The organism is Desulfosporosinus cupriresistens (assembly GCF_001707885.1).
In the GTDB taxonomy this organism is placed as follows: Bacteria; Bacillota; Desulfitobacteriia; order Desulfitobacteriales; family Desulfitobacteriaceae; genus Desulfosporosinus.
Genome location: NZ_MASS01000017.1, coordinates 64,861 through 85,820, shown reverse-complemented (window position 1 = coordinate 85,820; position 20,960 = coordinate 64,861). Strand labels below are relative to the sequence as shown.

The window sequence follows — 20,960 nt, the reverse complement described above, 5'->3', positions numbered from 1 at the left end:
TGGGGTTCCACCCGTTCGGGATCCACATTGCTGGAGTTTGCTTTACGAGTCGCAATGTGGCGAAAAGCTCGTCCGCTTTTCGTATACCGAACACGGAAGTTAAGAATCCACACTGCTGGAGTGTGCGTTTTAGGACGCAGTGTGGCGAAAGGCTCCCTTCGCCACGAAGTGTTTCTTTGGGGTAGGTGGCTCGGCGATAGTATCCACTGGACACTATCGTGCCTTTCGTTTCAGGGCCGATGATACTTGGGGCGCAAGCCTCTGGCAAAGTAGAATCCACACGGCTGGAGTTTTTCGTTGCTGGACGCAGTGTGGCGAAAGGCTCCCTTCGCCTCGAAGCGTTCCTTTAGAGTGGTGGCTCGGCGATACTAATCCTTCAGCGCAATAGTATGCGTGAAAGGTTATGCGCTTTCGGCGATAGTGTCCACCGGACACTATCGTGCCTTTCGTATCGCCAAGAAGCAAACAAGAAACTACATCGAACTTGTCGAAAGTTTGAGAATCTAATCATTTCCTTGGTTATTTTGCAGTTTGATATTATAATACTATACTATAAATAACATCATCATAATGAAAAGGAAAAATATAGGGTCATAAAACCATGTATAGAAGAAATCTTGAAACTCTCGTTCGCTAAGTTGTTCTAATAATTACCAGTAAAGATAAAATAGTAGTCAGATGCTCTTTTCTTGACCAAAATCTGAGCTCATCAATTATAGATCGTATGATTTCTGTGTTAAACCTCCATAATAAAAGAGAACCTCTCAGACATGTAAAATCCAGTGTTGACCTTTCAACCTGGTTAACGGATTGGGGTTCTTGGCTTATTATTGAAGGAGGTTTAGCTGGTGCGTTCTGATGAAACGATTTCCCCTGAAGAAGACAATGATGCTCCCGTATCTAATCTAAAAGAAGTAGGGCAAATTCAAATCCCTGATGTTGTGGAACGAATTTATTGTTTGTCTATAATTGGCCAGATTGAAGGCCATCAAATTCTACCGGCCCAATCCAAGACGACTAAATATGAGCATGTCATCCCGCAACTGCTAGCGGTTGAGCAAAACCCTAAAGTTGAAGGAATCCTAGTGATTTTAAATACAGCTGGTGGAGATGTTGAGGCTGGATTAGCTATTGCCGAAATGTTAAGCAGTTTAAGTAAGCCTTCAGTTTCGTTGGTTCTTGGTGGCGGCCACAGTATTGGAATTCCCATAGCTGTAAGTTGTATGAAAAGCCTAATTGCGCCCACTGGAACGATGACCATTCATCCAATTCGTTATACTGGGCTAGTGATTAATGGACATCAACAGTTTGAGTATTTACAGAAAATGCAAGAACGGATTAATCAATTTATCTATTCTCATTCTAACATTAATAAAGAAAAGTTAGAGAATTTCATGTTTCAAACTGGAGAGTTAGCCCAAGATATTGGGACAATCCTTATTGGCCAACAAGCAGTCGAAGCCGGGTTAATCCAAACTGTAGGGGGAGTAAAGGAAGCATTCAAAGAACTCAATTGTTTAATTAACCAAAATAACCAGTATCAGTAAAACAGAGTCGCATTTTAGAGAAGCGGCGAAAGCCGCTTTCTACCCATTTGGAAGCATATGTGATCAGGGCAGTACATATTTGTCTCCTTAGCCAAATTTAACGTATTTTTCTTGAATGAAAAGGAAAACGCGTTCTTTTGTGGAATTTATAATTAAGAAGATTATTAAATAAATGTTTGGAGGATTGTTCTGTGGCGAAGACAAAAACACGCCGCAAGATAAATACAAAGGCGAATATGAAAGTAAGCTCTTTAAAAGACACTATACGGAATGAAGTTATCGGAGTTTTCGTAGTCGGAATGGCTTGCTTAGGGATGGTGGCACTCTACTCAGATAGAAGTGGCCTGGTTGGCGGTCAAATAAAACATATTCTAACTGTATTGGCTGGAGGTGGACGGGTCTGTATCCCTCTCATGATGGGCTCCTGGGGGCTTGTTTTTATGAACAAGCAAACAACCCGTCTGGGATCAAAGGCAGTGGGGGTTATCATTCTTTGGTTTGTCTTGCTCGGGATACTACATTTTCAATTACCGGGTGTAGAAGCTTTTACTGGGGCAGACATGCTTCATGAAGGACAGCGTGGCCATGGTGGTGGACTTGTGGGGGCAGCGATTGCAGCTCTGTTAAAAACGACAATTGGCATTGCGGGAAGTTACGTTGTCTTAATCATGGGTTCGCTTATCGGGGCCCTATTGATCATAAATCGTTCTTTGATTCAGGGAGTACAGGAAGTTAATCAGCTTGGGAAAGAATCAGGACAATGGATGAAACACCAAATAAACAATTTCATTGATGTTCTAAAGAACTCCGAAGGTGAGAAACCCAGTGACAGAGGACAAGAACCTCATATGGACTTAAAAGCAGAGGCTAATATGCACAAGAAAAAAGGGAGTCCTGCAAAAGGGCCTACACTAGTCCTTGACCCTGATGTGGTGGAACGACCTTTGGTCATAAAAACCTTAGAAGATCAAAATGAACTACCTATTAAATCTAATGTTATTGAACACCTGCCTAAAGGACAACTTGGATTCGAAAAAATGTCGGCGGAAATGCAAGAAGCTACGATAGCTCCTGGTAAAGTGACGAGTACACCGATTTCACGTCAGACCCGTGAAGATGGAAATTATCAGCTTCCTCAAGTCACGCTGTTACATAAATCTTTTAAAATGAAAAACCCCAGACTTAATAAGGATCTAGCAGATAATGTGAAAGTCCTGGAAGAAACGTTGGCTAGTTTTGGGGTGAAGGTTAAAGTGACCCAGGTTACCCAAGGACCTGCCATTACACGTTATGAGGCCCAACCTGCTCCAGGTGTAAAAGTGAGTAAAATAACAAATTTGGCGGATGATATTGCATTAAGTTTGGCTTCGGCTAATGTACGTATTGAGGCACCAATTCCAGGGAAATCAGTGGTGGGTATCGAGGTACCGAATAAGGAAGTCGCCATGGTTCATTTTCGAGAAGTTTTAGAAACCTCTGAATTTCAGGGAGTTGCAAGTAAGTTAGCGTTATGTTTGGGTAAAGATATTACAGGGGTCCCGGTGATCGCAGATCTAACTAGAATGCCCCATCTTTTGATCGCGGGTGCCACAGGTTCTGGAAAATCAGTGTGTATTAACACATTAATTCACAGCATCCTGTTTAAGGCTCGCCCCGACGAGGTGAAGTTTTTGTTGGTTGACCCTAAAATGGTAGAATTGGCCAACTATAACGGAATTCCGCATTTGATTGCACCTGTGGTGACAGACCCAAGAAAAGCTGCAGGCGCTTTAAAATGGATCGTGACAGAAATGGAGACCCGTTATGAACTGTTTGCGGGAGCAGGAGTTAGAGACATCATCCGTTACAATTTTTTGCGAACCCAGGAGAAAAATGGTGAGCATCCTCCGTTACCGTATGTTGTGGTCATCATTGATGAGTTGGCTGATTTAATGATGGTGGCACCGGGTGAGGTTGAAGACGCAATCTGTCGCTTAGCCCAAATGGCTCGTGCTGCAGGAATTCACTTGATTGTTGCAACTCAACGCCCTTCAGTTGATGTAATCACTGGCTTAATTAAAGCAAATATACCTTCCAGAATTGCTTTCGCGGTCTCGTCTCAAACAGACTCGAGGACCATTCTGGATATGAATGGGGCAGAGAAACTTTTAGGTCGTGGAGATATGCTTTATTATCCCATGGGAGCGAGTAAGCCGCTCAGGGTACAGGGATGTTATTTAGGTGATAAAGAAGTGGAGAACGTTGTTAACTTCCTGCAAAACCAAGCGAAGCCCGAGTATCAAGAAATTCCGAATATGGAACTTGGGACGATGAAAAAAGAAGAAATTGAAGATGAGCACTTTTATGAGGCTGCCGAGCTCTTCATAGAAAGTGGAACAGCTTCTGTTTCACTTTTACAACGCCGCTTGCGCATTGGATATACTCGAGCCGCTCGTTTAATGGATTTCCTCGAGGAAAAAGGGGTTGTGGGAGGATACGAAGGCTCCAAGCCACGTGAGGTTTTAATGACTAAAGGGCAACTGGAACTGAAATTTGGCCAGTGTAACGATGAAATTGCCCACTAGTTGCATTATCCTTCATCAGGATTTATGATAAGATGAGTAGAACAGAACCTAGTTGGAAGGAATTTTAGCATGATTACGGAGATTAATATCGAAGAACTTAAAACATTAGATCATCCGATTCTAGTTGATGTACGCTCTGAGGGAGAATTTGCCGAAGCAACGATCCCAGGATCAGTAAATCTCCCTCTTTTTAATAACGCAGAACGAGTTGAGGTCGGTACCACTTACACGCAGGCTACGCCGAGTTTGGCCCGCGAACTAGGCCTAAGTATAGTTAGCCCGAAACTTCCGGATATAGTGAAAAAAGTAGAGGAATTTTCCAAAAAGGGTCCGCTGGTTCTTTTTTGCTGGAGAGGCGGAATGAGGAGCAAGTCTCTGGCAACAGTAGTGGATTTGATGGGCATTTCTGTTTACCGTCTACAAGGTGGGTTTAAGGCTTACCGCAATCAAGTCGTAGCTTTTCATGAAAACAAACTTCCCTTTCGGGTCGTAGTTTTGCGAGGAAATACAGGGGTTGGGAAAACTGAACTTTTGAGAAAGTTAAGAGCTGAAGGTTATCCTGCAATCGACCTTGAGAAACTGGCTAATAATCGAGGGTCAGTTTTTGGTGCCATGGGTCTCGGAAGTCCTCCCTCTCAGAAAAAGTTCGAAGGACTATTGTATGAGGAACTTGAATCTTTAAGCAAATTTTCTTATATTATTGTTGAATGTGAAAGTAAACGGATAGGAAGGGTAACCTTACCGACCAGTTTCTTCACAGCTATGAAAGAGGGAATCCAAATCCTCCATTATGACTCCTTGAAAAACCGAGTTCAACGCTTGTTGAGTGAGTACACAACGGTACCTAATGCGCTTCAGGAAATTGGAACAGCATTGGAGCGCCTGATTAAAACCTTGGGTCATGTCAAAGTTCAAGAATTACGTGTCCTCTTAGATGAAGGCTGTCTGGATGTATTTACAGAGCGCTTGCTTCTCGAGTACTATGACAAGCTTTATGCTTATCCAAATGAACCTAGCTCGGATTATGCGTTCTTTATAAACTATGAAGAACCTGCTCAGGCATTAAGGAAGCTGGAATGCTATCTTGATGAAAAGGTGGCCTACCCAGGTCAAGAATCTGCACTATTTACAGTTCGATATTCTGCAAAATAAAAATCGAATTGCGTAGAGACGTGACAATATGCTTGATAATAGGTGTGCATCTTAACTTTTTAGGGGATACTCTATTTATAAAATGGAAATCTAGTTAACAGCATACAGGAAAACCTCGTGTTAAAATTGGAATGGAAGCCGTCATTGTCAATACAAAACATTACTTAAGCAAATGCCAATGCTCAAAATTATTGAAAACTTGAATGTTTTCATCGCCGGAAGTTTAGAGAAATCTACCACCGAAGAAAATGTGATTACTATAGAGGATATTGCTTTGGGTTTCATAGCATTCGATCAGAGTTAATGGGAACAAGGAGGTTTTATCAATGGCAGGAGAAGGGCAAATGCTCCGGGCCGCTCGGGAAGAAAAAAAATGGAGTTTCATGGACACTGAGGACACCACGAAAATCCGCGTTCGCTATATTCAAGCACTTGAAGAGGAAGATTATGGGATACTCCCTGGTGCAACTTATGTCAAGGGGTATTTACGAACTTACGCTAAACAATTGGGCTTAAACCCAGATGAAATTATTGAACTCTATAACGATTCAATAGCCCCAGAGGCTGGACCAGTTCTTGAATCACCAAATATGCTTGTCAAAGCCCGTCCTTTGTGGGTAAGGCCAATGATCATCGGGAGTATGGCTGTATTGGCCATTGTACTGGCGATAGCGATCTCCGTGAATCAGTCTGGTAAAAAAGTCGCAGACTCTCCATACTCCCCGCCAGCCTTGCCAAGTGCACCGAAAGCAGAGGCAGTTACACCAGAAACGAGTCCCACGAAGACTGAGGACAATACGCCAGGCCCGAATTCACCGGTAGTCTCCAACCCGGAAAACGTTGTAGCCGCTACACAGGATGGCTTAACTGCACAGTTGGTTTTCACACAACTCTGTTGGATTGAGGTCAGAGTTGATGGTCAGCCACCTTTTCAGGGCACGTTCACAGCGGGAACAACCAAAGAGGTCAAAGGAACTAGTAAAATCGAACTGCTCACGGTTGGTAACGCAGGAGGCCTTTCGGTTACGTTAAACGGTAAAGCGTTGCCAAGTTTAGGAAAGTCAGGCGCAGTTGTTCGTAATGTCGTATTAACTTCAGACATTTTAAAGTCACCCTAATAGTTTAAATTGAAAGGAGCATTTTATTTTGGCTAAAGATTCTTCATTTGATATTGTTTCCAAGGTGGATATGCCTGAAGTAGAAAATGCAATACAGCAGGCTCAGAAAGAAATCGCCAATCGATTTGACTTTAAGAATAGCAAATCATCCATCAAGCTTGAGACCGATAAGATAATTTTGATCTCAGATGACGACTTCAAACTGACTAACGTTGTCGACATTCTAGAAAGTAAACTAGTTAAGCGAGGAGTTTCCTTAAGAGCTTTAGAGTACGGGAAGCCTCAAAAGGCCGCCGGGGACACAGTTAAGCAGGAGGTAAAACTGGTACAGGGGATTGCCCAAGAAAAATCAAAACTAATTAATAAGGTCCTGAAAGACAATAAAATAAAAGTAGTTAGTTCTATCCAGGGGGATGAGATTCGAGTGACTGGTAAGAACAAAGATGACCTCCAAGCGGCTATTGCTCTTTTGCGTAAAGAGGACTTTGGCATCGAACTACAGTTTATCAACTATCGATAAGAGGGGTTGCCCCTCTTTTCTTTTTTTAAGTATTCAGATCCTCATGCCACTGCGGCACCACTGATGAATGAGAATTTTGTCCATATTAGTTCATATTATACAAGGCTGGTGTTTCTGAAAGCATAAGTGCAACTAGGTGGGCGCCAGACTAGTTTTCTATAATAAATAAGTATTGGTTTAAGCAGAAAGGTGAGAATATGCGCATACGGAACTTTTTACCCATGAATCGAACGGATATGGAGGCACGTGGATGGGATGAACTTGATTTTCTCCTTATTACTGGTGACGCCTATGTAGATCATCCAAGCTTTGGAATTGCAATCATTGCACGTATCTTAGAAAAACATGATTTCCGGGTGGGAATTCTGGCTCAGCCCGATTGGAAAGATCTCCAGGATTTTCGAGCGATGGGGAAACCCCGCTTAGCGTGTTTGATTTCTGGAGGAAATCTCGATTCCATGGTTAATCACTATACTGCAGCAAAAAAGAAACGGCATAAAGATGCCTATTCTCCTGGAGGAAAATCAGGGCTTCGTCCTGACCGAACAACTATCGCTTATTCAAATCGTGTGCGAGAAGCGCTTCCGGGTGTTCCTGTAATTATTGGGGGAATTGAGGCTTCATTGAGGCGTTTTGCCCATTATGACTATTGGAGTAACGATGTTAGGCGATCTATTCTATTAGATAGTCAAGCTGACTTGCTTGTCTTTGGGATGGGGGAGACGTCGATTGTGGAGGTTGCCGAACGTCTGAACAACGGAGTACCGATTGATCAGATTACGGACATAAGAGGGACCATGGTGCCATTGAGCGGGGAGTTTGTACCTCCAGATACCTTGGTTCTGCCAAGTTTCCATGATGTTACTTCCGACAAAAAAAAGTATGCTGAGGCTTTTAGGGTACAATATAATCAACAGGACCCTTTCCGAGGGAAAGCAATGTATCAATCCCACGGTCAGAAAAGTGTGTTGCAAAACCGGCCCTCACTTCCGTTGACACAAGCAGAAATGGATGCAGTCTATGCCCTACCTTATATGGGGACGTATCATCCGTCTTATATTGACCAAGGGGGAATCCCGGCTATTGAAGAAGTGGAATTTAGCCTAACCAGCGTTAGAGGATGTTATGGAGCATGCTCTTTTTGTGCGTTAACGTTTCATCAGGGGCGAATTGTTCAAAGTCGTAGCGCAGAATCGATTATTCGGGAAGCTGAGCAGATGACTTGGAATGAGCGATTTAAAGGATATATTCACGATGTTGGTGGCCCTACAGCCAACTTTCGTCGTCCGGCGTGCAAGGAGCAATTAAACAGGGGAGCTTGTTCACATAAACAGTGCCTTTTTCCTGAGCCGTGCGATAAACTTGAAAATGATCATGAGGAATACTTGGATCTCTTGTATCGTCTTCGTAGTTTGCCGAAGGTAAAGAAGGTGTTCGTTCGATCTGGTATTCGTTATGACGTCGTCTTAGCAGATCGAAATTCTAAGTTTATACGTGAACTTTGTGAACACCATGTCAGCGGTCAATTGAAAGTTGCACCGGAACATGTCAGTGAAGAAGTTCTTCGTTTGATGGGCAAGCCAGGGAAAGCTGTTTATGAAGAATTTGTGAAGCAGTTTCGTGAGGCCAATGAAGAACTAGGGAAAGAACAATATCTTGTCCCCTATTTGATGTCATCACACCCAGGAAGTACCCTGAAAGAAGCTGTTGAGTTGGCGGAATATGTTCGAGATATGGGTGTTAATCCAGAGCAGGTCCAGGATTTTATCCCGACGCCAGGAACACTCTCCACATGTATGTATTACACAGGCTTGGATCCTCATACGATGGAGTCAGTTTATATCCCGCGCAGTCTGCATGAGAAGGCCATGCAGAGGGCCTTAATTCAGTATCGGAATCCTAAAAACCATGCGCTAGTGGAAGAGGCCTTACGTTTAGCTCATCGTGAAGACTTAATTGGGTATGGGCCTAAATGTCTTATACGCCCAAGGAAATATGTACGAGTAGATCCGTTAGAAAAGGATGAAAAGCCGAGAAAACTGCGTAAGAGACAAGTGCGAAGATCGGGAATGAAGAGCAAGGGTGAAGCTAGTAAAGAAACTTCGTACAAAGGTGCGTCAGGCAAAGTGGGGCGCTCTAAGGATGCAAGAAGTGCAGAAGCGGCACCGTACAAAGGTACGTTAGGCAAAGCGGGGCGTACTAAGGATGCAAGAAGTGCAGAAGCGGCACCGTACAAGGGTGCGTCAGGCAAAGTGGGGCGTACTAAGGATGCAAGAAGTGCAGAAGCGGCACCGTACAAGGGTACGTTAGGCAAAGAGGGACGCACTAAGGACGCAAGAAGTGCAGAAGCGGCACCGTACAAAGGTACATTAGGCAAAGCGGGACGAGCTAAGGGCGCACAAACTGCAGAAGTGGCACCCTACAAAGGTGTGACGAGTAAAGCAGGTGGTAATAAGGAAGCACGGCGACTCGAAGCTCCGTACACGGGGATGAAGAGTAAGGATGTACAGAGCGAGGGTACTTCCGAAAAAGGACGATACTGGAGAGGTCCCGATAACGTACTCCATAAGGGCAAAAGAAAACATCGGGGGAGTAAAAAGGATAAGTAACGGTAGGACTAGAATTAGTGAGCGTCCGAAAGGATAAATGGGCTAGAAAGAGTTAAAGGTGCGTGAACGGACAGATCGTTATATTAATAATATAACGATCTGTCTTTTTTTAGACAAATTTCACGATAGTAGCAGGTAATCGAGGTAAAATGTGGAAGTTCTAAGGGAGATCATATAATGCAATGGGAGTAGAGGGTGAAGAAATAATGTTTGATTTCATAATCGCATATATGGCGGTTGCGGTTATAACCGTGGCTTCTCGTTCAATTCAAGAGGATGTTATTCTAAGTCTACTAGTTCTCCTCCCAACCGTATGGATAAAGATTGTCTATACCCGAACAAAATATAAAAAAATGGGAGAACAACTCGTTAATTTGGACAAGACCCCTTCAGTTTTGCCAGGAATGCGTGCTTCTTCAGTTATTTTTACTTTGTTTGCATTTTTTATCGTCATGGTAAGCTATTACGGTAAGTTCAGGATTGGAATATCGTGGTTGATTCTGCTTGCACTACAATTATTATATGGACAATTTATGGAGAATACTCTTAATAAAGGTCTGATGAATAACGGGATTTGGACTGGAAATCGTCTAATTAATTGGAGCGCAATACAATCATATAAGTGGATGGGAACAAAGGAAGGTTACTCTACTTTGAAGATCGAGTATATTGAGTATTATTCTTTTCACACAACCGTCTTGAAGGTTACAATTAAGCAAAAAGAAGAGGTAGATGGACTATTCAAAAAGATGGTTAAGGTATAGGGCGAAGGCAAGCACAGTCTAAGAGTTTAATTTAACAGATAACCTTAATAAGGGGGTGTTAATTGTTGGTAGAGCAAGATTTGAGAGAACTACGCAAGAAACAGATCATAATACAGAATATTACCTACGTTTTCGGCATTGCATCAGTAGGTATAGTTTTGATATTTGTAAAATCTCTCAAAGCATTTAGTTTCATGGCGGGGGTGATATGTCTAATTAGTTTTATTATTGGAATGATTACTCGTAAGCGAGGGGAACTGATAGAGATTATAGTACCTTCAATGAGGCCGTTGTTCGATTATGAGCGAGAGAAGCTAGGAATTGAGTATTGGAAAATCAAAAAGAGACAATTATTTATTCAGGCGTTACTGCCGGTTATGATGGTTTTTCAAGGAATTTTGATATCAGACAATAATTCAGCAGTTTATGAACGACCAGACTTGCGTGTCTTGTTGCCGTTTGCTCTTATTGTGTTGGTAGTTATGAATATTTCATCCTACTGTCACATTAAAAAAATTGATAAATCCAATCCAGAACTAAACGGTTATGCCAATAGAATCTTATTATATGGAATTATAGGTGGGATCGTTTTAGGCGGATTAATTACATTCAAGATCGTTGCTTCAGTTGCCTTTTAAACTTCGTCACAAATAAGCTTAGTAGAGTAACAGTTTAGTATAACTATTTCACTAGCCCAAGGTTATGTGTCACTAAGGCGTTATAAAGAAAGTTATGCTTTTCTGACTAGTATAAAAAAGGGGGAAGAAGATTGAATAAGCAGGAAATAGCAAGTTTAGCTTGCAAGATTCTAGGTATCTATATAATTATTCAAGGGATTAACGTGTTGTCCAGTGTACTTTTTGTTTCAATTGCAACGCCGAAACTAGTGGCTCAAGAAAATTTAGTTAATATTATTTTTTCATTAGTTTATATTCTCTTTGGAGTTTTACTATGGATTTTTTCTGATAAATTATCTGGAATTATGGTTTCAAGGGGAACCACTTCTAAGGAGAGCGCAGGTTTAGCGGTAGGTGATGTACAGAGAGTAGCGTTTTCGGTTCTCGGGCTATACTATATTGGCAGTTCATTGCCGAGACTAGTATCCACATTAATGAGTTCCATGCGTGGACTACCTGATTCTTTTACAGGATTTACTCTGCGTGGATCAATGGGGACAATAACTGAATTTACCGTAGGATTAGGGATCTTTCTTGGTTCACAAGGTTTGGTCAATTTCTTAAATAGCATAAGAATTGCAGGATTAAAAAGAGAAGATGATTAAATGAAGAAAACGAAATCGAATAGGGTATCCAACACATGTTAGCCTGTTTATTAAGAGTTCATTATTCATAGTAGCTAAATGAGAGCTAACATTCTCCGAATTCACCGATTAATGTATCTTCTACCTCATCAAGGGGAATGCGTCCTAGCTCTTTAAGGTGTCCGTCTTCGGACCATTCAAGAAAATCTTCGTAAGTAAATTCCGGTTCTTCATAGTAAAATTTTAGAAAGGAAAACCATATTCCCTCTATACGAGTATTTGCTTCGTAGAGTAGGAGATAGTACTCCGTATCTTCAAGTGCACTCTGGAAAAAGATTGCCTGGCCGGGTACGATCAGTACAACGTGTGCATCTGCATACTCACGGCCGCCAAACTGAAGGGTAAACGCCTGTAAGTGGATTTGGTCATTTGTCCGTTGAAGTGGTTCAGGGGACTGTGTTTGATGGGATTCCCACGTATAAACTGCTTCTGTTGATTGGACTTTTTCCATTTCTTCCGCTATGTCTTCGAGGCGACGCGAAACGAGCGGGGGAAGAGTAAATTCCTGGCAATCTGTTGAACGACAGTGATAGACGGGAACTTTATCTATGCGCCCAACGCCATGGGCTAAGTCAATAGGAACGGTTCGCGTGGTAAGATATCCTGTATCGCCACAGCCACACGAGTCGATAGGATCAATCGTTTGATCAAACACACATGACACCTCGCTATAGTTTCTTAGAACCTTATTTCGACAGTGATTTAATAATTCCCTTTTAAATGTTGCCATTTAACACAAGCTTTACACAGAGATAATTATGAGTTAATCATTGTATGATACATTATTCGTGGCTATAGAGAAAAAAGCAATACCTTACAGGGACAAAAGTTAAAGGTAGAATCACCACGGATGGCGAAATAAATATGATCAAGATACCGTGGCGTTACTGACGCATAATATACAACATGCCGCCTACATAGCAGACTTTACTGTCTTCTTTCTCAGTGGAGAATCGGTGGAATATGAGTAGACTTTGGAAAATATTTATAATTTTGATGAATGAACAGAAGACAACATCTCAGAACATATTGGGATAATGAAGGGGGATTATTAATGCGTCAGTCACTAAATGAAGGGCAGCTATTTTTGACCAATTTACTTAAAGACATGGGTAAAGAAGTCGAAAGGATACTACAAGGATGTGTGCAATCTCTGATATCTCTTGATCGGGCTCAGGCAGCGGGTTGGATTGCCGAGGATCAATTGGTCAATGATTTTGAGCGGCGGGTGGATGACGAATGCGTGCGCTTAATCGCGACGCAACAGCCGGTTGCCAAGGACCTGCGAAAAATTGTTTCGGCGATGAAAATATCGACAGATCTGGAACGAATGGCTGATTTGGCCATCGACATTGCTAAGGTTGTGCGAAGAATTGATGGACCTCTATGTAAGCCGCTGATTGACATTCCACTGATGGCTGAGAAGGCACTTGAGATGATGCGGCAAGGGCTAGAAGCTTATAGCAACGAGGACATGGAACTAGCACATGGTCTGGCTGTACAGGATGACGAAGTTGACCATCTGTATAAAAAAATCGTGCGGGATCTCTTAGTCATCATGTCCGAGAAACCGGAAATCATAGATCAAGGCATGTATCTGATTTTTGTAGGTCGTTATCTCGAACGTATTGCCGACCATGCCACAAATATTGGAGAAAACGTAATATATATTACGACTGCTGAACGACAAGACCTTAACAAATAATGAAAAGTTCTAAAAACAAGAGGGTGGCATGAAGCATGAAGCCACCTCTTGTTTTTTTAACATTCTGACAGTAAATGGTTTGGGTCCAAGTTCCTGGTTTTTTATAGCTATTGCGTTGGGATACATGCTAATTTTTTTTGACCTTGCGAGAACGTTGGTTTATACTAGAAAAGTAGAGCAATGATATGAGGTGTAACGTTGACGAAAAAAGTTGCGGTAGTCACTCTGGGATGCCCAAAGAATCAAGTAGACAGTGAGGTAATGTCAGGTTTACTTGCCCAAGATTACATATTTACAGAAGACCCTGAAGAAGCAGAGATTATTGTAGTAAATACTTGTACTTTTATTCAATCGGCAAAGGAAGAATCGATTGAAACTATTTTTGAAATGGCAGGCTTTAAACAATCCGGTTCATGTCAGACTTTGATTGCGACAGGGTGCCTAGCTCAACGGTACGGCTCTGAATTAATGCAAGATATACCCGAGTTAGACGGTGTGCTTGGGACTGGGAATATTGATGAAATCACAGAAATAGTTCAAGCAGCTGAGGGCACGCGCACGACGCTCATTAAACCAGGAGCCCCAAATTTCCTTCATGATGAGAAGATGCCCCGAAAACGATCCACTCCCGATTATTTAGCCTATGTAAAGGTTGCAGAAGGTTGCGATAACTATTGTACTTATTGTGTCATTCCGTATGTGCGCGGACATTTTCGTAGCCGTCCGGAGGAATCCGTGATCAAGGAAGTCCAGGATATGGCTGCGCAAGGAGTTAAGGAAATTATGGTCATGGCTCAGGACACCACGCGCTACGGATTTGACCTAAGTGGAGAACTCCGCCTACCTCAGCTAATTCGTCAGCTTGCCCGTATTGAGGGAATTGAATGGATTCGATTAATGTATTGTTATCCTGAGCGTTTTACCGATGAACTAATTGAAACAATGCGCCAGGAACCGAAGGTATGTAAGTACATTGATTTACCCTTGCAACATGCGGATAATAAGATTCTAAAAGAGATGAATAGAAAAGGTACGATAGAGCAAGCTGAAACGCTCATTGAAAAATTGCGTAGTGCTATGCCGGACATCGTCCTTCGGACAACGATGATCACGGGTTTCCCAGGAGAAACAGAACAGGACTTTCAAACGATGGTTGATTTTGTTCAGCACGTCCAGTTTGATCGGCTTGGAGTGTTTCCATATTCTCAAGAGGAGAATACGCCAGCTGGTCAAAGAGAGGATCAAGTTCTGCCAGAAATTCGCGAACAGCGCAGAGAGCAGATTATGCAGATCCAACAGGATATTTCGAGGGCTAGGCAACAACGTTGGGTTAATAGAATCGTTACGGTGCTGCTTGAGCAGAAATTGCTGGATGGGCGCTGGATGGGTCGAACCGAAGGAGACGCTCCCGAAATCGATGGACAGGTCTATATCACAAGTGCCCAGACCTCAATTCATGTGGGTGACATGATTAAAGTTCGCATCCTTGAGGCGGATAGTTACGATTTAATAGGAGAGGTTGTTTCGTGAATTTACCCAATCGTTTAACTCTAGCACGGATTATTTTAATACCAGTGTTTATGACCTTTTTACTTCTCCAAGTTCCCAAAGGTCATACGCTATTCCCACATCAAGACATGGTGGCTGCTGTGATCTTTATTTTTGCCTCTGCCACCGATGGCCTAGACGGATATATCGCCCGAAAACGCCACCAGGTTACGAACTTGGGTAAATTCATGGATCCACTAGCCGACAAACTCCTAGTTTCCGCTGCCCTGATCTCATTGGTAGAGCTTGGAGCGGTGCCTGCTTGGGTTGCCTGGATTATCCTAGCAAGAGAGTTTGCTGTGACCGGACTCCGAGCTATTGCAGCTGTCGATGGGGTTGTGATTAGTGCTAGCAAACTTGGCAAAATCAAGACCATTACTCAAGTTGTTGCGATTACAGCAATATTGTTGCATGACTGGCCGCTTTCTCTGATTGGTATACATGTTGGACAACCTTTTTTATACATCGCGTTGATTTTCACCGTTATTTCTGGTCTTGATTATTTGCTAAAATCTCGCAAACTACTGCATAAATGATTCACATCGTTTGGAAATCTGACAGATAGATTATATATATTTATCTTTGTAAGAAACTTGGCTAATATCAAGCTTTCAGGTGACGGCTACTAAGATGCGCTGTACTTTCTGACGAGTATGTAAAATGAGACAGGTAAAGGCACGTTGTAGCATGTGCACCTACTTGTCTCATTTTTTAATGATTATAAATGTGTAATAAAAATACATGGAAACAGTTATTGTTTATTTTTGCCTATAATGGATATAAGATCTCCTCTCGAAATGATATATCCCGTGCTATAATGTTGATATAGTACGAAGTGTAGCAAACGGAGGAAAATGCGATGACAAAACAGCGAATATTGCTGATAGGCCTTGTTGGTCTCCTAGTATTTGGCCTGTTATTAGGGAGCAAGGTCGTCTATCAGAAAAAATGGGTTGATGTTAGCATCTTAAGTCAAAGTCAGCAGATTCCAGGTGTCGTTTCCGCTAAAACCGTGCAAAAAAATGGCCAAAGTGAGATAGATGTGGTTACCAACCACATAACGAACCTTCGTCAAGTAAGCCTTTCCTTAGAAAAATTAGCTGGTGAATTGCCTATTCGATACCTAGACAAAACGAACGATACCCTTGATAATCTATTTGGTCAAATGCAGTTTTCCCTTCAAGAAGGAATTGCACGTGGAAATTTCACTGAGATGGCCCAAAACGTTAGAACACAAGCAGAGAAAGCAGGGGTACAGCTCGAACTTGAAATGGACAATGATGCGATTTATGTGATCATGAATCAAGGAGATGCGCAACTGATCGAAGTGCTAGAAAGGCATGGACAAGTGAAGTTTTTAGCAAGTAAAAAACAACAATAGAGTTATCATCGAAAGGGGAGAAAGCATGAAACTCGATATCTTAATAGGCTTGGGAGCAGGTATCTTCGCCTTTCTACTCGTTATGGGATATAATGTACTACCCATCGGGTTGCTGATTGCTGTAGGCTATTTTTTTTGGACATTTGTCCTTTCACGTCAAGTTATAAAAAACGGTAATGGGGTGTCCATCGCTACGACGGCGATCGATTTTGAGGATATCGGAGGACAGAGTGTTGCTAAAAAGGAACTTCAGGAAGCTTTAGATTTTTTGCTTTATTCTGATCGGATGAAGGCTTTAGGGATTCGGCCGATAAAAGGAATACTATTGTCCGGGCCGACAGGAACTGGGAAAACCTTATTAGCCAAAGCCGCAGCGAAGTATACTAATTCGGCTTTTCTATCGGTATCCGGGAGTGAATTTGTAGAGATGTATGCTGGTGTGGGGGCTGAACGGGTACGGGGGCTGTTTAAGAGAGCACGTGAAATGGTACACAAAGAGAAGAAAACGAGTGCGATTATCTTCATTGACGAAATGGACATTTTAGGAGCAAAGCGCGGGAGTAATGTTTCACACCATGAGTATGACCAAACTCTTAACCAACTTTTAGTTGAAATGGACGGTTTGAAAGCTGATCAAGGCGCCCATATCTTAGTGATGGCAGCGACGAATCGTCCGGAAGCCTTGGATGCCGCAATACTTCGCCCGGGGCGTTTCGACCGGCAAGTTAAAGTTGATCTCCCTGATAAGGAGGGGAGGATTGCAATTTTAAAAATCCATACCAAAAATAAACCTTTGGCCCAAGAGGTTGATTTGGAAGAAATCGCTCACGAAACATTCGGATTCTCGGGAGCACATTTGGAGAGTGTGACTAATGAGGCGGCTATTTTTGCTCTGCGTGAGAATGCGGATGAGATAACTGAGCACCACTTACATGAAGCGGTCGAGAAAGTAATGTTGGGAGAGAAACTTGATCGGAAGCCGACGGAAGAGGAATTGCAGCGTATAGCCATCCACGAAAGTGGGCATGCTATGCTTGCAGAAGTAGTACGACCAAACTCGGTTTCTCAGATTTCCATTCGTTCTCGGGGAAACGCTTTGGGATATGTTCGCCATTACCCGAAGGATGATTTATACCTTTATACTCAGGTTATGTTGGAAGAGCAGATTATGGTAACTTTAGCAGGGGCACTAGCGGAAGAGCAGATTCTTGGCACGAGGAGTACCGGTGCTATGGGTGATTATGAACAAGCTCTTAATCTTGTTGAAAAAATGCTTCTTGCGGGAATGTCTTCTTTGGGAGTTACTGATGTTTCTCTCTTGAGTGCCGAACAGCGCCAACCTGTAACGAAAGGTATCTTAGCTGATCTTGAAGAACGAACGATGAGGATTATTGAGAAAAACGAGCAGGCGTTAATGCAGATCACTGAGATTCTTAAGACAGAGGAAAGTTTGAGTGGCGAAACTTTGCGGGCACATTTAAAACACATAGCCTAGAGGCGCCATAACAATTACCATCGTAGGGGCACACAAAGCGTGCCCCTACATACTTTTGTAAGAAAGAAGGATAATCTTGGTTAAGATGAGAAATAATTAAGCAAGTGTGTAAAAGTTTAAAATTTGCGCTGATTATGGGAGAGTGATAAAATATATGAAAGCTGAAATTGTAGCAACTGGGACTGAATTGTTACTTGGGGAAACCCTCAATACGAGTGCTCACTATTTGACAGGAAAACTATCTTCTTTGGGCATTGAAGTAGACTACCATACGACAGTCGGTGACAATCTGGAACGTTTAGAGCAGGTTTTACGTCAGGCGATCGGGCGAACGGATCTTCTCGTTACAACAGGTGGGTTAGGTCCTACAGTGGATGATATGACGAAGGAACTTGTTGCTAAAGTTTTGGATTTAAAGATGGAGTTAGATGCCTCCAGTTTAGAACAGATTAAACAGTTCTTCGGTCGTCGGAAAGCTCCGATGCCTTCTAGTAATGAGAAACAAGCTTATTTTCCCAAGGACTCAAAAATTTTACCTAATCCCATCGGAACTGCTCCTGGTGCTATTATCGAGAAAAACGGTAAAACGGTTATTATATTACCAGGTCCACCGTTTGAGATGCGGCCTATGTTCGATAATTATGTTTGGCCGGAGTTGCAACGAATCATCGAACCACAAGCTGAGCGAATGAAGGAACGCGTCCTAAAAGTATTTGGTATGGGAGAATCAGCAATTGAGGAAGTGCTCGGTGAACTGATGAGTCTTCCTGACATTACAATGGCATTACTTGCCAAACGAGCTGAGATGCACATTCGCTTGGTGGCGAGAAGCTCGGCAACAACGTCTGGAGAGGCTTTAGATCGCGTTGAAGGAGAAATTCGTCGACGTTTAGGAGACAAAGTATTCGGTCGTGATCAGGAGACCATGATCGGTATTGTTGGACAAACGTTAATAAATAAGCACTTAACCATCGCAACAGCTGAGTCATGTACAGGAGGCTTGCTAGGTGCTGCCTTTACTCAGGAACCAGGAAGTTCGGAGTTTTATTTGGGTGGAGTTGTGAGTTATTCTAACTCCGTAAAACGAGAAATTCTTGGAGTAAGTGAAGAAAATCTAAAACAGTTCGGTGCGGTGAGTGAAGAGGTTGCCAAGGAAATGGCAGAAGGAGTCCGTTCTAAAATCGGTTCAGAGCTGGCCGTTTCAACTACGGGAATAGCGGGACCAGATGGAGGCAGTGATCAAAAACCGGTGGGTCTTGTATATATTGGAATAGCTACGCCTGAGGGTGTTCATGCGAAAAAATTTCAGTTTTATGGGGAACGGGAGTCCGTTCGCCAGTTGACCGTTCAGGCGGCCCTAAATGAGGTACGGCTGCATATGTTAAAAAATGAAAGGAGACTATAACTAGGTGATGGTTGAACGTCTACAATCTTTTGGAGATATTAAGTTGAGCAAACAGATTCTACAAGCCTTATCTGAAATGGGGTTTGAAGAGCCTTCTCCAATTCAAAAAGAAGCAATACCTTATGCACTTGAAGCGGTTGATCTAATTGGTCAGGCTCAGACCGGGACGGGTAAAACTGCCGCGTTTTCAATTCCTATTGCCGAAAAGGTAAATCCTAAATTTCTAGCGGTGCAAGCGATTATTGTAACTCCCACTCGTGAACTTGCCATACAGGTTTCTGAGGAAATTGCCAAGATCGGAAAGTATAGGCATGTAAAACCATTGCCGATTTACGGTGGACAGCCCATTGATCGTCAGATTCGCGCCTTGCGCATGGGATATCAGGTGGTCGTCGGAACTCCTGGTCGATTGTTAGACCATCTGAACCGAGGTACACTTCGCCTGCAACATGCCAAAATTGTAGTCCTTGACGAAGCGGATGAAATGCTGGATATGGGTTTCATTGAAGATATTGAGGCTATTTTAAAGGACGTCCCTTCTGAAGGCCGACAAATTATGCTATTTTCGGCAACTATGCCGCCAGCAATTCGAAAGTTAGCTCAGATCTATATGAATAATCCACGTGCTGTAACAGTTAGTCGGGACGAGTTAACGGTTCCGCTAATTGATCAAGTGTTCTATGAGGCCAGGGAAAGTATTAAGGTTGATGCGTTGTGCAGAATTATTGATATTGAGGATATTGGCCAAGGAATAATTTTTTGCCGCACAAAACGTGGCGTGGATGAGCTTGTAGCGGCTCTTGAAGCTCGGGGATATTTTGCTGATGGATTACATGGGGATCTGAGCCAACAACAGCGGGATCGAGTGATGAAACGCTTTCGGGACGGGAAGTCGGAACTCTTGGTGGCAACGGATGTTGCGGCACGGGGGTTAGATATAAATAATGTCACCCATGTTATTAATTTCGATATTCCTCAGGACCCGGTATCATACGTGCATCGGATTGGGAGAACAGGGCGCGTGGGTCGTAAAGGGCAAGCTATAACTCTAATTTCTCCTAAGGAGTACCGCCAACTTCGGTTGATCGAGAATCTGATTAAGACGAGAATCCGGCGCCAAGAGTTGCCTTCACTGGCTGATATCAGCGAGCGTCAGGCCGAAAATCTCAAGAATCAACTTATAAAACTGATCCAAAGTAATCGCTTAGGAAACTATCGAGCGATTGTCGGTGATTTGCTCGAAGAATACGATTCTATTGATGTTGCTGCCGCAGCTTTAAAGTTTGGGGTTGAAGGAGTGAGTTTGGAAGAAGACAAAGAGCAAGGCGATATACATTATGGAAATACGGGAGCAGCAGTGGGTATGGTACGCTTTTTCATAAACATCGGAAGAATACAACAAATCCGTCCTCAGGATATTATTCGTTGGATTGCCGATGAAAGTGGAATTTCTGGAAATATTATAGGGATGATTAATATATATGATAAATTCACCTTTGTAGAGGTTCCCGAAGAATATGCTTCTAGGGTTCAGAGTTGTATGCATCAGGCTATGATTAAAGGGCGAAGAGTCAGTGTTGAACCAGCCAAAGCACGTGAAAATAGCGATTATTAAAATCGGAAAAGAAATATATTTTATTGTAAAAAGCTAACTTCAAAAGAGGTTAGCTTTTACAATAAAATCAATAAAAATGTAATAACATTTGTTTTGTTGTCGGTTGAAACATAAACAAATTGACAAGTATCGAGCTCAACATCTATAATGAGAACCGAACAGATGTTTTGCCAAAACGCAAAAATGCGTTAATTGGACCCAGATGAGGAGGATAAC

General features: G+C 42.6%; 18 protein-coding genes and 1 pseudogene. 17 read left to right on the top strand and 2 right to left on the bottom strand.

All coding sequences use genetic code 11. The annotated features are described in order from the left end of the window. A partial coding sequence (locus DSBG_RS23390; protein ID WP_207647225.1) for a hypothetical protein occupies positions 1–280 on the bottom strand: 280 nt, incomplete at its 3' end. A 568-nt stretch (positions 281–848) separates the two neighbouring features. Between DSBG_RS23390 and DSBG_RS09240 the strand changes: the two genes are divergently transcribed. From DSBG_RS09240 to DSBG_RS09200, 10 genes and pseudogenes are all read left to right on the top strand, one after another. Then, a complete protein-coding gene (locus DSBG_RS09240) occupies positions 849–1,547 on the top strand; it encodes a ClpP family protease (protein WP_068963846.1) in 699 nt (232 codons plus the stop codon). 236 nt (positions 1,548–1,783) lie between these two features. Further along, positions 1,784–4,111, top strand: a complete 2,328-nt coding sequence (locus DSBG_RS09235) for an FtsK/SpoIIIE family DNA translocase (protein WP_068963853.1) — start codon at positions 1,784–1,786, stop codon at positions 4,109–4,111. Positions 4,112–4,180: 69 nt separating this feature from the next. After that, on the top strand, positions 4,181–5,263 hold the full coding sequence (gene mnmH / locus DSBG_RS09230) for a tRNA 2-selenouridine(34) synthase MnmH (RefSeq protein ID WP_068963845.1): 1,083 nt from the start codon (positions 4,181–4,183) through the stop codon (positions 5,261–5,263). A gap of 172 nt (positions 5,264–5,435) precedes the next feature. After that, positions 5,436–5,567 (top strand): hypothetical protein, encoded by a 132-nt coding sequence (locus DSBG_RS24020; protein ID WP_282434208.1) that lies wholly within the window; start codon positions 5,436–5,438, stop codon positions 5,565–5,567. Positions 5,568–5,589: 22 nt separating this feature from the next. Next, entirely contained in the window at positions 5,590–6,381 is a 792-nt protein-coding gene (locus tag DSBG_RS09225) for a helix-turn-helix domain-containing protein (RefSeq protein ID WP_068963844.1), read from the top strand. Between the two features lie 28 nt (positions 6,382–6,409). Then, a complete protein-coding gene (locus DSBG_RS09220) occupies positions 6,410–6,901 on the top strand; it encodes a YajQ family cyclic di-GMP-binding protein (protein WP_068963843.1) in 492 nt (163 codons plus the stop codon). A 197-nt stretch (positions 6,902–7,098) separates the two neighbouring features. After that, positions 7,099–9,084: pseudogene (locus tag DSBG_RS09215) on the top strand (YgiQ family radical SAM protein); the annotation flags it as partial. Between the two features lie 632 nt (positions 9,085–9,716). Next, the gene (locus DSBG_RS09210) at positions 9,717–10,274 is read left to right on the top strand and encodes a DUF5673 domain-containing protein (protein WP_141694270.1); all 558 of its coding nucleotides are present in this window, start codon (positions 9,717–9,719) and stop codon (positions 10,272–10,274) included. A 65-nt stretch (positions 10,275–10,339) separates the two neighbouring features. Further along, entirely contained in the window at positions 10,340–10,912 is a 573-nt protein-coding gene (locus DSBG_RS09205) for a hypothetical protein (RefSeq protein ID WP_141694269.1), read from the top strand. Between the two features lie 131 nt (positions 10,913–11,043). After that, positions 11,044–11,556 (top strand): hypothetical protein, encoded by a 513-nt coding sequence (locus DSBG_RS09200; RefSeq protein ID WP_068963839.1) that lies wholly within the window; start codon positions 11,044–11,046, stop codon positions 11,554–11,556. Between the two features lie 85 nt (positions 11,557–11,641). Here the strand turns inward: DSBG_RS09200 and DSBG_RS09195 are convergent, their stop codons facing one another. Continuing rightward, positions 11,642–12,250 (bottom strand): hypothetical protein, encoded by a 609-nt coding sequence (locus tag DSBG_RS09195; RefSeq protein WP_068963838.1) that lies wholly within the window; start codon positions 12,248–12,250, stop codon positions 11,642–11,644. A gap of 399 nt (positions 12,251–12,649) precedes the next feature. Between DSBG_RS09195 and phoU the strand changes: the two genes are divergently transcribed. The 7 genes from phoU (at position 12,650) to DSBG_RS09160 (ending at position 20,744) form a co-directional block, all read left to right on the top strand. After that, the gene (gene phoU, locus DSBG_RS09190; RefSeq protein ID WP_068963837.1) at positions 12,650–13,300 is read left to right on the top strand and encodes a phosphate signaling complex protein PhoU; all 651 of its coding nucleotides are present in this window, start codon (positions 12,650–12,652) and stop codon (positions 13,298–13,300) included. Positions 13,301–13,498: 198 nt separating this feature from the next. Beyond that, positions 13,499–14,830: a 30S ribosomal protein S12 methylthiotransferase RimO gene (gene rimO / locus DSBG_RS09185; RefSeq protein WP_068963836.1), complete on the top strand. Its 1,332-nt coding sequence runs from the start codon at positions 13,499–13,501 to the stop codon at positions 14,828–14,830. Beyond that, positions 14,827–15,384 (top strand): CDP-diacylglycerol--glycerol-3-phosphate 3-phosphatidyltransferase, encoded by a 558-nt coding sequence (gene pgsA, locus DSBG_RS09180; RefSeq protein WP_068963835.1) that lies wholly within the window; start codon positions 14,827–14,829, stop codon positions 15,382–15,384. Before rimO ends, pgsA begins: the two co-directional genes overlap by 4 nt. 323 nt (positions 15,385–15,707) lie before the next feature. Beyond that, positions 15,708–16,229, top strand: a complete 522-nt coding sequence (locus tag DSBG_RS09175) for a hypothetical protein (protein ID WP_068963834.1) — start codon at positions 15,708–15,710, stop codon at positions 16,227–16,229. 25 nt (positions 16,230–16,254) lie between these two features. Beyond that, on the top strand, positions 16,255–17,724 hold the full coding sequence (locus DSBG_RS09170) for an AAA family ATPase (protein ID WP_068963833.1): 1,470 nt from the start codon (positions 16,255–16,257) through the stop codon (positions 17,722–17,724). A 154-nt stretch (positions 17,725–17,878) separates the two neighbouring features. After that, the gene (locus DSBG_RS09165) at positions 17,879–19,129 is read left to right on the top strand and encodes a competence/damage-inducible protein A (protein ID WP_068963832.1); all 1,251 of its coding nucleotides are present in this window, start codon (positions 17,879–17,881) and stop codon (positions 19,127–19,129) included. 4 nt (positions 19,130–19,133) lie between these two features. Next, positions 19,134–20,744 (top strand): DEAD/DEAH box helicase, encoded by a 1,611-nt coding sequence (locus DSBG_RS09160; RefSeq protein WP_141694268.1) that lies wholly within the window; start codon positions 19,134–19,136, stop codon positions 20,742–20,744. Positions 20,745–20,960: the final 216 nt, after the last annotated feature.

Coding starts and splice junctions, on each gene's coding strand:
- DSBG_RS09175 (WP_068963834.1), top strand. CDS start 15,708: ATGACAAAACAGCGAATATTGCTGATAGGCCTTGTTGGTCTCCTAGTA.
- DSBG_RS09170 (WP_068963833.1), top strand. CDS start 16,255: ATGAAACTCGATATCTTAATAGGCTTGGGAGCAGGTATCTTCGCCTTT.
- DSBG_RS09225 (WP_068963844.1), top strand. CDS start 5,590: ATGGCAGGAGAAGGGCAAATGCTCCGGGCCGCTCGGGAAGAAAAAAAA.
- DSBG_RS09235 (WP_068963853.1), top strand. CDS start 1,784: ATGAAAGTAAGCTCTTTAAAAGACACTATACGGAATGAAGTTATCGGA.
- mnmH (WP_068963845.1), top strand. CDS start 4,181: ATGATTACGGAGATTAATATCGAAGAACTTAAAACATTAGATCATCCG.
- DSBG_RS09165 (WP_068963832.1), top strand. CDS start 17,879: ATGAAAGCTGAAATTGTAGCAACTGGGACTGAATTGTTACTTGGGGAA.
- phoU (WP_068963837.1), top strand. CDS start 12,650: ATGCGTCAGTCACTAAATGAAGGGCAGCTATTTTTGACCAATTTACTT.
- DSBG_RS24020 (WP_282434208.1), top strand. CDS start 5,436: ATGCCAATGCTCAAAATTATTGAAAACTTGAATGTTTTCATCGCCGGA.
- DSBG_RS09210 (WP_141694270.1), top strand. CDS start 9,717: ATGTTTGATTTCATAATCGCATATATGGCGGTTGCGGTTATAACCGTG.